The organism is Atribacterota bacterium (assembly GCA_039638595.1).
Lineage (GTDB): Bacteria > Atribacterota > Atribacteria > Atribacterales > Caldatribacteriaceae > Profundicultor > Profundicultor thermophilus.
On record JBDIWM010000052.1, the window covers coordinates 1 to 12,316 of the forward strand.

Below are 12,316 nucleotides of genomic sequence, written 5' to 3' on the forward strand. Positions count from 1 at the left end.
GTAGCGCTGAGGTGGCATTCCGCGCCCTGGGAGTCAGGCCGCCGCTGCATGTAACCGAGATGCCACGTGCCTGACCCGATCCCAAGAAGGCTTGTAGGGTACGCTACCTTCTCAGCCCTTGCAGCCCTTGAGCTGCAAGGATTTCTTAGATCAGGGGTTTGAGGATTTCGCCTCCCTTTCGCACGGTGAACTGATAGATTGAGAAAAGATAACATTTCCTGTATGAAGTACCTTTTCTGAGGAATATCGTCCGCTCGGTATGGTTTGAAAAGCGAAAGAGGTGGGTGAACATGACCGAGCGGAAACCGAATCGTTTGATTGCCGAAAAAAGTCCGTACCTCAAGCAGCACGCCTTTCAACCGGTTGATTGGTATCCCTGGAGCGAAGAGGCCTTTTCTCGAGCCAAAGAACTCGATCGCCCTGTATTCCTTTCCATTGGGTACTCAACCTGTCACTGGTGTCATGTAATGGCTGAGGAAACCTTTGAAAACGAAGAAATCGCCCGGCTCATGAACGATACTTTCATTTCGATTAAAGTGGACCGTGAAGAGCGTCCTGATATCGACCACATTTACATGACCGCAGCACAGTTTTTTACCGATTCGCTCGGCTGGCCTCTTTCTGTGGTCATGACTCCAGAAGGGACCCCTTTTTTTGCTGCCACCTATCTCCCTCCGTATTCCCGCTTTGGACTTCTGGGAATGAAGGAACTCATCATGTGGGTACAGAAAGTATGGAAGAACGAGCGTCAGCGCATTGAAACTTCGACGCAGGAAGTCTCCACCCTGGTTTCTTCTTCTCCTTTGGAGGGTCATGGGAACAGGGTTTTTGAAGAAGCACTCTTACGCAAAGCTTTCGATGCTCTCTGGATTGCCAGTGACCGAGAATGGGGAGGCCTTAAGGGACAACCAAAGTTTCCTCTTCCTCATAATATTCTTTTTCTTCTGCGGGTTTTCCGAGAGTGGCAGGATCAAAAAGCCCTGACCATCGCTGAAAGGACCCTGGAAGCCTTACGAGACGGAGGTATCTTTGACCAGGTCGGTTTTGGTTTCCACCGTTATGCTACCGACTCCCGCTGGCTTGTTCCCCACTTTGAAAAAATGCTCTACGACCAGGCGCTTTTGGCCATAGCGTACATCGAAGCCTTTGCCCTTACCAGAAAACCGGAGTACCAGGATGTGGTAAGGGAAATTTTTACCTATGTCTTTGACTCTTTGACGGCTCCCCAGGGATCTTTCTACGCAGCCGAAGATGCTGATAGCCCCGAAGGGGAAGGAGCCTTTTACCTTTTCACCTTGAAGGAAGTTCGGGATATCCTTGGAGAAACGCTCAGTCCAATTTTTGAACAGGTGTTTTCTTTGCGCGAGGAGGGTAACTTTCCCCATTCGCGCGGGAAAAATATCCTCCATCGACGCCATAGTCTTTCCTTCTGGGCCGAAAAGTTCGGGTATCCAGAGGGAGTTTTCCGACAAATGATAGAGGAAGGTCGAAAAAAGCTCTTTGATTACCGTGCTCAGAGACCTCGTCCTTCTCGAGATGAAAAAATTCTCACTGACTGGAACGGCCTCATGATTGGGGCTTTAGCTCGAGCTGCCCTCTATTTCCATGATGATACTCTCCTTCTTCGGGCTAAAAACGCAGCAGACTTTTTCCTCGACGTCATGGTTGACTCTTCGGGTCATCTTTTCCACCTTTTCACCGGAGAACCAGCTATTCCAGGATACCTGGATGACTACGCTTTCCTTACTTTTGGTCTTCTTGAACTGTATCGGGCAACCCTGGAAGAACGATATCTTCAAGGTGCACTTCGTCTTACCGAAAGAACGCTTGACCTGTTTTTCGACCCTCAGGGAGGGTTTTTCTTTACTCCTTCTGGGGTTTCGACTCCCCTTTTTCGGCCTCGGGTTCTGCACGATGGGGCAATTCCCTCTGGAAATTCCGTAGCGATTGAAAATTGCCTGCGCCTGAGTCGGCTCCTTTTTCGCGCGGACCTGGAGAACCGGGTATCCCAGATGCTTGACCGAATATCACCGCTTTTTGAGAGGAATCCCCTGGGGTATACGTATCTTGCTCAGACCGTGTTTTCCCTTCTTCGGCCGGGTTTGCAGATGGTACTCGTTGCTCCGCGCCATCACCCTCAGCTTCCCTCCATTTTGGAAATCCTCAAGCACGAACTGTCCTTTTTCCTCTTTCTTCCTGAAGATGACTGTTCTAGCCCTCCCTGGAATTTTCTTCCCGAGGGACTCGATTTTCGGAGTATCGCTGGAGAACCAACTTTTTACCTCTGCCAGCATTTCACCTGTCAAGAACCAACGACCGACCTGAAACTGCTCATGTCCAGAATAAGAAGGCAATCGTTTCACTCATGAGTTTGGCATTTTTTTTCGATGGGGACTGGAACCGGAGCTAAAGTACTCCTTGACGTACTGCCAGATTCCCTTTATAATGCGAAAAGAGCTTTCGGGTGTTCGGGAAACCGGTGCGAATCCGGTGTGGTCCCGCCACTGTGAGAGGGGACGAACGGCTCACTCTGCCACTGGGGTTTTGCCGGGAAGGCGAGCCAAGTAGGTTTGGACCCTCAAGCCAGGAGACCGGCCTGAAGGCGGAAAATGACTACTCTCTTGCGAGAGACAGGAGGTGTCAGAAAGTGTTTGTATCCCGCTTACGGCATGTGATGTTTTCAGTGTTCTTTGTTTTTTTTATGGCCTTGCTTGTGGTTCAGTGCGGTATGGCAGCCGAACAGAGGTCAGATGTGCTTATTGCCGGGCATCGAGACCTTGTTCCCGGTGAGAACGACCCGTACTACACATCAACGCTTCTCCACGTATGGGAACCCCTGGTTACAAGGGATGAAGAGGGTTGGCCAGCGCCGGCTTTGGCCACGTCGTGGGAAACCAGTGAGGATGGTCGAGTGTGGACGTTTCATCTTCGTCAAGGGGTTCTCTTTCATGATTTAACCCCTTTCGATGCGCAGGCCGTGGTGGCGAATTTTGAACGGTATCAAAAAATCAGTCCGGCCAATTCTCCCTTTTACCCTTTCCGGATTCATGAAACTTATCCGGGTCTTAAAGAGGTTGTGGCGGTCGATGAGTATACGGTGCGCCTCGTTTTTGAAGAACCTGTAGCGGCATTACCTTTTCTGATGGTGAACTTCGGGAGTGCCATGTTCAGTCCGTCGAATTTCCGGGACGATGGCTTCTTCAATGGTTTTCCGTTGGGTACCGGTCCATACCGTTTGGTCGAACATCGGAAAGACCAGTACTGTCGTTTGGAACCTTTTGAACAGTACTGGGGAGAAAAAGCAGTTTCGCCGGTTGTGGTACGAGTAATTCCTCAAGCAGAAACGCGTTTTGCTGCCCTCAAAACGGAGGAAATTTTTGGAGTAATCGATATTGGGAGCCTGACTCCCAATCTAGCGATGGAACTGCTTAAAGATGAACGATTTGTCGTGGAGGTAGCACCGAGTACTATTGCTCACTATCTTTTCATTAATGGGACCCGTTTTCCCTTTAACGATGTTCGTTTACGAAAGGCCATTAGTCTCATCATTGACCGGAATTTCATCGTTAATGAGTTATACTATGGATATGGAGAAGTACTGGGAAGTATTCTGAGCTCCGCATCACCTTTCCACGTGCCGCTCCCAGCGGAGTATAATCCCGAAGAGGCAAAAAGGCTGGCTCGGGAAGTTTTGGGAGATAGACGAGTATCGGCACGGTTTATCTTTCCTTCCTGGTCGCTGCAACGGTACCCTTACAAAGAACAGACGGAGTACATCCAGAGCGTGCTCAAGGAAATCGGGATTGACGCGAATATTCAGATTTTGGAAGGCGGAGCATTCAACGAAGCCATGAAAGCCGGAGAGTACGAAATCGCCATGCGTAATCAGGGTTTGCCCAGCGCCGAGCCGAATACCATTTTTACCTGGTATGTACTGAGCAATGGCGCGGGAAACGTGGAGTACCATCTAAACTTTCAGAATGCCGAAGCCGATGAATTAATTCTTGCTGCTCGTCGGGAAATGGACATGGAGAAACGTTTTGATATGTATCGAAGAGTTCAGGAATTGGCTCGGGACGGATATCACTGGATTCCTCTATTTAACAATGTCGACATTCTTCCTTACCACAGGCGCCTGAAGGGATTCCATGCCATGGGAAAACGTTATGACGTGACGTTGTGGAGGGCATACCTTGAATAAGCAAACCAACCGGAATGAGGCGTAATTTTATTAGTCGACGCGTGGTGCAGGCTGGTGTGGTCGTTCTTGGGGTCACCCTTGTGGCGTTTGGGTTACAGGAGGTTATGCCAGGTGACCCCGTCGAACTTCTTCTCCAAAAAGAAGGCCTTTTTCATCCCACTCCTGAGGAGATCGCAGTTTTTCGGGCTCAGCTTGGTTTTGATCAACCTCTTCCTGTTCGATACGTGCGATGGATGCAACAGGTTTTCCGAGGAGATTTTGGTCGGTCGTATGTGAGTCGTAGACCGGTTATCATGGAGATTCGAGAACGACTTCCGGCGACCCTCCTCCTTTCCATGGTCACTCTTCTTTTTTCCCTGCTGGTTGGCTTGTTTGGTGGAGTTATTTTGGCTGTCTATGCGGGTGGTGTTCTTGATCATCTGGGACGAATTTTTTCTTTTCTCTTGCGTTCTTTACCAACCTTTTTTCTGGGAACAATGTTAATGGTGCTTTTTGCTGAGCGCTGGCGCATTTTTCCCACAAGTGGTATGGGTTCTTGGCGACATCTCGTGCTTCCCGCTCTGGTGGGAGGAAGTGGTTTTAGTGTGGTGGTTATGCGTCTTCTGCGGGCTCATCTACTCCAGGCGTTGGGGAGTGACTATGTTTTAGCAGCTCGGTCTCGTGGGCTTGCACTCGTTTGGGTGACGCTCAAGCGTGCTTGCGCCAATAGTTTTGTAACTGTTCTGTCTCTTCTTGGGCTGTACTTGGGGGGTATCTTCGGTGGGGCACCAATTGTGGAAACGATTTTTGCTTGGCCCGGGGTTGGGCGACTTCTTATTACTTCCATCTCTGATCGGGATTTTCCGGTTATTCAGGCTTTTGTGCTCATTTTAGGTTTAGCCTACGTCGGTTTCCAGGCACTGATTGATTGGTTCTATTTCTTTCTCGATCCCCGGGTTGATTCGGATGGGGAGTGAACATGAAAAGGAAATGCAGCTTCAACCCAACTGCTACTGCGGGAGGAGTGCTCATTTTGGGAATGGTGAGTCTGACGGTTTTGGCTCCGTTTTTGGCGCCGTTTTCACCTTTGGAGGTGGATGTAACCAGGCGTTTCCTTCCCCCATTTCATGGTCAACATTTCCTAGGAACCGATGCGTTGGGCCGCGATTTTTGGAGCCGTATGCTCTACGGGGGTCGGGTAGCCATTTTGGTTTCCAGTGTGAGTGTGGCGATTACCATGACGGTGGGAACTGTTCTAGGGATGCTTGCCGGGTATCTGGGAGGTTGGGTGGATGAGTTGATTTCTCTGGTAGTGAACCTATTTCTTGGCATTCCCGATTTACTCTTGACGCTGGCTCTGGTTGGGATTTTCCCTCCAGGTATGGGTTCATTATTTTTGGCGCTGAATTTGTTCGGTTGGGTGGGTTTAACTCGAATTATCCGGGGTGAAGCACTCTTTTTACGTTCGAGTCATTTCGTGGAAGGGGCTAAAGTATTGGGAGCCGGTACAGGGTACATCCTATATAGGCACATTTTGCGAAACCTTGTTCCCACATTGACGGTTTGGGGGAGCTTTCGCTTTGGCGGGTTTATGATTGAGCTGGCTACCCTGGGGTACATTGGTATGGGAATTCAGCCTCCCTTTCCTGATTGGGGAATGATGCTGAGCGATGCTCGGCCATACCTTTTAAGTTATCCCCATCTTTTTTTTCTTCCGGCAGTGGCCGTGACAATGGTGGCGCTGGGTGCCAATCTCCTCGGTGAAGGATTGCGTGACATGTTCGACGTCCGTTTTGTGCGATCGCCGCTTTTAAGATGAGCCTTCTTGTGGTCCATGGTTTACAGGTTAGTTTTCGTGTGTCTTCGGGACTTTTGCGTATCGTGCAGGAAGTGTCGTTCCAGATCGAAAGGGGAGAGTCGGTGGGAATTCTGGGTGAAAGTGGATGTGGGAAATCGGTTGTGCTCCTGGCACTTCTTCGCCTTTTGCCCCGTAACGCTGTGGTCTCGGGAACGGTTCTTTTTGATCGTCGTGACCTTTTTACTCTTTCGGAACAAGAAATGAACACCGTACGAGGATTTTGGATAGGTTTCGTACCGCAGAGTCCTGGTACGTCTCTTAATCCTCTCATGAAAATACGAACTCATCTTTGGGAGTCAGGAAGAACTTTGCTCCCAAAATTGAAACAGGAGCGAGTCAGAACATTCTTGGAACGTCTTGGTTTTTCCTACCCGGACCAAGTGCTTTTCCTTTATCCTCACCAGCTGAGTGGGGGAATGCAACAACGAATTCTTGTCGCTATGGGGTCGATGACTGTTCCTCTTCTGGTTCTTGCCGATGAGCCGACCAAAGGTTTGGATGCGGCCTTAAGGATGCGTATCGTCGAAACGTTTCAGACTATGATGACCGCAACAAAAAGTGCATTACTGATCGTCAGCCATGATTACCTCGTCTTGAGAAAGCTGGTTCGAAGGGTGATGGTGATGTACGCTGGAGAGATTGTGGAAATAGGGGAAAGTGAACTGGTCTTCTCTCGGCCACTTCATCCTTATACCATTGCTCTTTTTCGGTCGTTACCGGAAAATGGTATGATTCCCATTCCTGGGGGCAGTTTTTCTTTTACCCATCGACCATTGGGGTGTGCATTCCATCCCCGTTGTTTCCAGTCTCGTCCCGACTGTGCAGTCGTTCACCCTGAACTTTTGGAAATCGTTGCGAACCGATGGGTGCGTTGTCCATATGTTGTTGTTTGAACAGGTGAGTAAGTTTTTTGGCGTTCCCAAGAATCCAAAGTGGGCTTTACAGGGGGTATCATTGACGATTCAACAGGGTTTAATCACTGGCCTTGTGGGGGAGAGTGGCTGTGGAAAGTCAACCTTAGCCCGAATCGGTGTCGGGTTACTTCGACCCTCTTTGGGGGTGGTTCGATGGGAAGGGAAAAACATTTTTCACCTTTCTCCTCGGGAGAAGACACGTTTTCATTGCCTGGTGCAAATCGTCTTTCAAGATCCTTTGAGCGCACTCAATCCGTTATTGACCATTCGGGAAAGTTTGCTTGAAGGAGTACGGATTCATCGACTGGTGCGGGGAAAAGAGGACGAAGAACGTTTTCTGGACCAGTTTTTGCCGCTAATGGATATCGATGCCGAATGGTTGGAACGTTTTCCCCATGAGTTGAGTGGTGGACAAATTCAGCGGGTGGTTCTGGCTCGGGCATTTTCGGTTAAGCCACTTGTGCTCATCCTTGATGAACCGACTTCTTCTCTTGATCCTTCTGTGCAGGCTTCTATTTGCCAGCTTCTCAAAAGGTATCAGCATGCCGGTAACCTGGGTTATCTTTTGATCTCCCATGACCTGGCGCTGGTGAGAGCCATAGCTCATGAGGTGTGCATCATGCAGGAGGGGAAGATTGTGGAGAAAGGACCAGTTGATTCGGTTTTTGTCAATCCGGTCCATCCTTATACCTTCTGGCTTATTCGTAACTCTTTTTCTTGAATCCTCTGCATGGAGAGGAGGTGATGGTTTCTAATCGAGGTCTTTTTAGTTTTTAGGGAAGTGGTCCCCTTTCAGGAAGGAACCATCACCATGATTGTATGGAGGGGTGGTATTTCCAATCCTCAGCGCGGGTCCTTTGTTACCAGGGTTTAGTGATGACCTGATTCGCCTGCCCTTTTAATCCCTTTCCGGAGCCAAAGCAATGGTTCCTAAAGAAGGTTTCGTTCGGAGTCCCCAGCAAATTGAATATCATCTCTAAGAAGATAGCCGCAATTCCGTTCTCCCTTATCGGCTTTAAAAAAGGGATTTATTTTGTAGTTTAAGCGACGGGAAGCTTGGCTTTTTTCGGTTTTTGAATTATTCAGCTGTTTGCAAAATCGTTTTCTGGATGAACGGTAATTCAGTTGAGATGAGAAAATTTCCGTTTTTTGACCCTGTAAGGAAGGTTTTTCTGGGTCTGTTTTTTGACATGGTTCCACTTTGATGCATTTTTGCTGTTTAAAGGTTGAGGTAGAATCGCTTCAATAAAGATAATAATATTGTAACATTACAATATTGTATTTTTTGGGTAGCTATTTTATAATTCCGAAAGAGATGGGAGAAAGGCGTGTTGAACATTGAGCGTTTACAGAAGACGAGGAGTGCCGCTTTATTACCAGATTGAGGAGAATTTAAGAAAAACAATCGAAGATGGAAAGTGGAAAACGGGAGATTTTTTACCGACTGAAAAGGAACTCCAACAAACTTACAACGTAAGTCGTACAACCATAAGACAAGCCCTCGATTTACTGGTCAGGAAAGGAATGCTCATTCGAATTCCTGGTAAGGGAACCTTTGTTTCTAAAAACCGAATTATTCACTACGTTGGGACGATTACGAGTTTTACCGAGGAGATGCGGTCTCGGGGAATGGTTCCCGGAACAAAAATTCTGGAGTTTGCCAGAGTTTTTCCACCTCCGTCCGTTGCTCAGGATTTGGGAATTTCTGAAAATAGCCCGGTGATTGTTTTTAAGAGACTACGGTTTGCTAATGAGGAACCGGTTGCAATTAGTGAGATTTATTTGCCTGAGGATTTAGTGCCTGGATTTTTAGGGAGAGGTTTGGATGAAGAGTCACTCTATAACTTTTTGGAAAAAAGGTATGGACTTTTGTTTCGGGAAACCTATGAAACGGTTGAGGCTACGTTAATTACGGGTAAAGAGGCGAAATTACTTGAGGTTGTAGAAGGTACGCCTGGTTTACTTGTGGGTCGGATTTCCTACTTGCAAAGTGGAAGAGCCATTGAACGGGCATATACTCTTTATCGAGGAGATCGATTTACCTACCAGACTCGTCTTTTGGGTCGTGAATTGAACAAATGAAGGGAGGTGAGGATAGAGTCTCTCGATCACTTGCGTGGTGGTGGAACTGCTTTGAAAAGAATGGAGAGAAAAGGAGGCATGAAAATGAGAAGGTTTTTGGTAATTTGGATTGTTGGGTTAATGGTTATTTTGGGTTTGAGTATGGTTCTGGCTCAGGAAAAACCATTTAGTGGTCAGACCCTTCACATGATTATGATTGCCGATCCGTTTGTAACTGCTTTTGAAAAGATTAATGCGAAGTTTGAAGAAGTCACCGGTGCGAAGGTGATTATGGACAGCTATCCTTACGACGCAACTCATGAAAAAGAGGTAATCTCGCTGGCAGCTGGCACTGGAGATTATGATGTTATTGTGTATGATATTCCCTGGGTTGGCGAGTTTGTGGAGGGTGGTTTTGTGGAGGAACTGGAATCGTACATCGCAAAAGAAGACCCTGCCCTCATGGCGATGGATGATTACTTCCCGGTGGGGGTCGAAGCTGGGAAGTGGAAGGGTAAAGTGTACGGGTTACCTTTTGGCCTCTACTTTGTACTGACTCATTATCGTAAGGACCTTTTTGAGCAAGCAGGAGTCACTCCTCCACGAACTCTTGAGGAGTTAAAAGAAAGAGCAGCGCTTTTTACGAATAACCCTAATTTTCCAGATGTTTACGGAATTGCAATGAATTATAAGAGAGGTGCTCCAGTTGGCCAGGCATGGTTTGAGTATATTTGGAACTTTGGTGGAAAGTATTTCAAAGGAGTTTATCCTGGGTCTACCGAAGAGAATTGGACTCCAGTTTTTGACGCTCCAGAGAGCATAGAGGTTGTACGATTTTTCCAGGAGATGCTCCAGTACAATCCTCCAGGTGCTATAAACTATGCTTGGGATGAAAGAGCCACGGCGTTTCAGCAAGGTAAGGTGGCTATGGCCTCAACATGGACGGTAAGAACACCTATGTATTGGGATCCGAACATTTCGAAAATCGTTGGTAAAGTTGGTACTACTGTTTTTCCAGCGAAGGAGGGTCTTAAACCCGTACCCCCGGTTGGCGGATGGGTAATGGGAATTGCATCGAGCAGTAATAACAAAGAGCTGGCTTGGGAATATATAAAATGGTTCTGCAGCCCCGCAATTCACCGCGAGTTTTGTGCAGCTGGTGGTCCCCCAAGCAGAATTTCCGTGGCTCAAGATCCAGAATTGACGCAAAGTAACCCATGGTACCCAACCATTTTGGAAACGGCACCGCTGACTTATGTTGACTGTCGACCCCGTGTTCCTGAAAGTTTTGAGATTATCGATGTAGTTGGTCTAAAGGTCTCAGAAGCGCTTCAGGGAGAAACCTCGGTCGAACAGGCTATGGCTGATGTGCAAAATTATGTAACGACGTTAATGAAACGAGCAGGTTATCGAATGAAGTAGGAATGGGTTGTGAAATTTCAGTGCGCAGCAGTGCTGCGCACTGAAAATACTATATTGGGGCGAAAAAGATGCGGCTATCAGGATTGTCAAGGTTACAAAAAGTTGGCTTGCTTCTCCTTTTACCAGCGTTGGTGTACTTAGCTTTTTTGTCTATTTATCCAATGGTTTACGCTGTTTTACTAAGCGGGAAAGATGTGAATCTTGCTCGACCGTATAAGGCTCTTTTTGTAGGTTTGGGTAATTTCTTTCGACTTTTTCAGGATGGTCTTTTTTTGAAGTCTATCTACAATACCATGAGGGTGGCTTTTGTGAGCATTGTTTTAGAACTCGGCATCGGGTATGTGGTGGCTGAAATCTTTGATAAACGTTTGAAGGGAATGGAAATCCTGAGGACGGTTTATATGCTTCCGATGATGGTAACTCCGGTTGTTTGGGGGTTGGTTTGGGTTTACATTTTCAATCCCAACTTTGGTTTAGCTAACTACCTTTGCGAATGGTTAGGCCTTGGATTTCAACCGTGGTTTGCCTCGGCTGATACGGCAATTTGGTCTCTGATTTTAGTGAATGTCTGGCAGTGGACACCGTTTACCGCGGTTGTTTTCTTGGCTGGGCTTTCAGGAATTTCGACCACTCTCCTTGACGCGGCCGCAGTCGATGGAGCAAAGTGGCACCAAATTATTCGTTATGTGAAGTTACCTGCTCTCAAGTATGTAGCCATGGTGGTCATCTTGATGAGGATGATGGATAACCTTCGCCTCTTTGATCTTGTATACTCAACGACTCAAGGTGGTCCGGGGAGTGCCACAGAAACGATGAGCTTCTTTATTTATCGACATGGATTTAAGTTTTTCAATGTTGGTTATTCTTCTGCTGCGGCGATTATTGTTTTGGTCGTGATTACCATTCTTAGTCAACTCTTGATCCGTATTTTTTACCGGGGGGGTGAAATCCACGAATAACGGTCGTTTTCGCAAGATGGTGTTTCAAGCTTTCATTTATTTTTTCGCCATAGTTTTTGTGATGGTTAGTATTTTTCCCATTTTGTGGCTTTTTTTGACCTCTTTTAAAGATCGAGTGGAGATTTTTTCTATACCGCCAGTTTGGTTGCCAAAAATAAGGGCTGAGAATTATATTCACGAATTCAGTGGTAATAACTCTCGTTTCCCCTTCTTGCTGAACTCGCTAAAAGTGGGATTAATCAGTACTCTCTTTACTTTGATAATTGGGGTCCTGGCTGCGTACGGCATCGCCCGATTTCCTGTTCCGGCAAAGAAAAACATTGAATTTTGGATTCTTAGCGTGAGAATGATGCCTCCTGTAGCTGTTATTGTGCCTTTATACCTCATCATGCGTTCGTTCAAACTCCTTGATAAGTCTGCGGGACTTATTATTATTCATATTGCTTTCAATCTTCCATTTGTGATTTGGATTTTGGCTGGATTCTTGCGCAGTATTCCGAAAGATGTCGAAGAGGCGGCTTTAATTGATGGTTGTAGCTGGTTGCAGTCACTTGTACGCATTTCATTACCCCTGGCAGCACCGGGTTTGGCTACGACGAGTATTTTTAGTTTCATGTTTTCTTGGAATGAATTGTTGGCTGCTCTGGTTTTAACCGGAAGGAATGCAAAAACGTTGCCGGTTGCTATTTCTGAATACTGGTCAAATACCCAAATTCGCTGGGAGGCGATGGCGGCAACCTCTATGGTGCACGTGATTCCCATCATTATTGTGACTTTCCTCATTCAGCGTTACATCGTCCGTGGTCTTACCCTGGGTGCGGTGAAAGAATGACCTGGGCCAATCTCTCCCCAACGGGGAGGTTGAGTTAAATTCACAAGGTAAAGGAGGTAGGAGAACGTGAGGAAGCTTGTGATGGTGTTT

10 protein-coding genes and 1 riboswitch are annotated in these 12,316 nt (G+C 47.2%); all 10 genes read left to right on the forward strand.

Features of this window, described 5'->3' with window-relative positions; genetic code table 11:
* Window positions 1-290 precede the first annotated feature (290 nt).
* The 10 genes from ABDK92_09790 (at window position 291) to ABDK92_09835 (ending at window position 12,226) form a co-directional block, all read left to right on the forward strand.
* Window positions 291-2,369 (forward strand): thioredoxin domain-containing protein, encoded by a 2,079-nt coding sequence (locus ABDK92_09790; protein MEN3186898.1) that lies wholly within the window; start codon window positions 291-293, stop codon window positions 2,367-2,369.
* 76 nt (window positions 2,370-2,445) lie between these two features.
* Window positions 2,446-2,615: riboswitch (cobalamin riboswitch) on the forward strand.
* A 32-nt stretch (window positions 2,616-2,647) separates the two neighbouring features.
* Window positions 2,648-4,201: an ABC transporter substrate-binding protein gene (locus tag ABDK92_09795; protein ID MEN3186899.1), complete on the forward strand. Its 1,554-nt coding sequence runs from the start codon at window positions 2,648-2,650 to the stop codon at window positions 4,199-4,201.
* Between the two features lie 14 nt (window positions 4,202-4,215).
* Complete coding sequence (locus ABDK92_09800; GenBank protein MEN3186900.1) at window positions 4,216-5,157, forward strand: ABC transporter permease; 942 nt, start codon at window positions 4,216-4,218, stop codon at window positions 5,155-5,157.
* A 2-nt stretch (window positions 5,158-5,159) separates the two neighbouring features.
* Complete coding sequence (locus ABDK92_09805) at window positions 5,160-5,999, forward strand: ABC transporter permease (protein MEN3186901.1); 840 nt, start codon at window positions 5,160-5,162, stop codon at window positions 5,997-5,999.
* 8 nt (window positions 6,000-6,007) lie between these two features.
* Window positions 6,008-6,931: an ABC transporter ATP-binding protein gene (locus ABDK92_09810; GenBank protein MEN3186902.1), complete on the forward strand. Its 924-nt coding sequence runs from the start codon at window positions 6,008-6,010 to the stop codon at window positions 6,929-6,931.
* Window positions 6,918-7,673: an ABC transporter ATP-binding protein gene (locus ABDK92_09815; protein ID MEN3186903.1), complete on the forward strand. Its 756-nt coding sequence runs from the start codon at window positions 6,918-6,920 to the stop codon at window positions 7,671-7,673. Before ABDK92_09810 ends, ABDK92_09815 begins: the two co-directional genes overlap by 14 nt.
* A 617-nt stretch (window positions 7,674-8,290) precedes the next feature.
* Window positions 8,291-9,034 (forward strand): GntR family transcriptional regulator, encoded by a 744-nt coding sequence (locus ABDK92_09820; GenBank protein MEN3186904.1) that lies wholly within the window; start codon window positions 8,291-8,293, stop codon window positions 9,032-9,034.
* An 84-nt stretch (window positions 9,035-9,118) separates the two neighbouring features.
* Window positions 9,119-10,435, forward strand: a complete 1,317-nt coding sequence (locus tag ABDK92_09825; protein MEN3186905.1) for a sugar ABC transporter substrate-binding protein — start codon at window positions 9,119-9,121, stop codon at window positions 10,433-10,435.
* Window positions 10,436-10,503: 68 nt separating this feature from the next.
* On the forward strand, window positions 10,504-11,394 hold the full coding sequence (locus tag ABDK92_09830) for a sugar ABC transporter permease (GenBank protein MEN3186906.1): 891 nt from the start codon (window positions 10,504-10,506) through the stop codon (window positions 11,392-11,394).
* Entirely contained in the window at window positions 11,378-12,226 is an 849-nt protein-coding gene (locus ABDK92_09835; protein MEN3186907.1) for a carbohydrate ABC transporter permease, read from the forward strand. The genes ABDK92_09830 and ABDK92_09835 overlap by 17 nt, the downstream gene beginning before the upstream one ends.
* Window positions 12,227-12,316 lie beyond the last annotated feature (90 nt).

Bases quoted from the DNA above. Each gene is read 5' to 3' on its own strand.
- ABDK92_09815 (MEN3186903.1), top strand. From the start codon at position 6,918: ATGTTGTTGTTTGAACAGGTGAGTAAGTTTTTTGGCGTTCCCAAGAAT.
- ABDK92_09830 (MEN3186906.1), top strand. From the start codon at position 10,504: ATGCGGCTATCAGGATTGTCAAGGTTACAAAAAGTTGGCTTGCTTCTC.
- ABDK92_09790 (MEN3186898.1), top strand. From the start codon at position 291: ATGACCGAGCGGAAACCGAATCGTTTGATTGCCGAAAAAAGTCCGTAC.
- ABDK92_09825 (MEN3186905.1), top strand. From the start codon at position 9,119: ATGAGAAGGTTTTTGGTAATTTGGATTGTTGGGTTAATGGTTATTTTG.
- ABDK92_09805 (MEN3186901.1), top strand. From the start codon at position 5,160: ATGAAAAGGAAATGCAGCTTCAACCCAACTGCTACTGCGGGAGGAGTG.
- ABDK92_09800 (MEN3186900.1), top strand. From the start codon at position 4,216: ATGAGGCGTAATTTTATTAGTCGACGCGTGGTGCAGGCTGGTGTGGTC.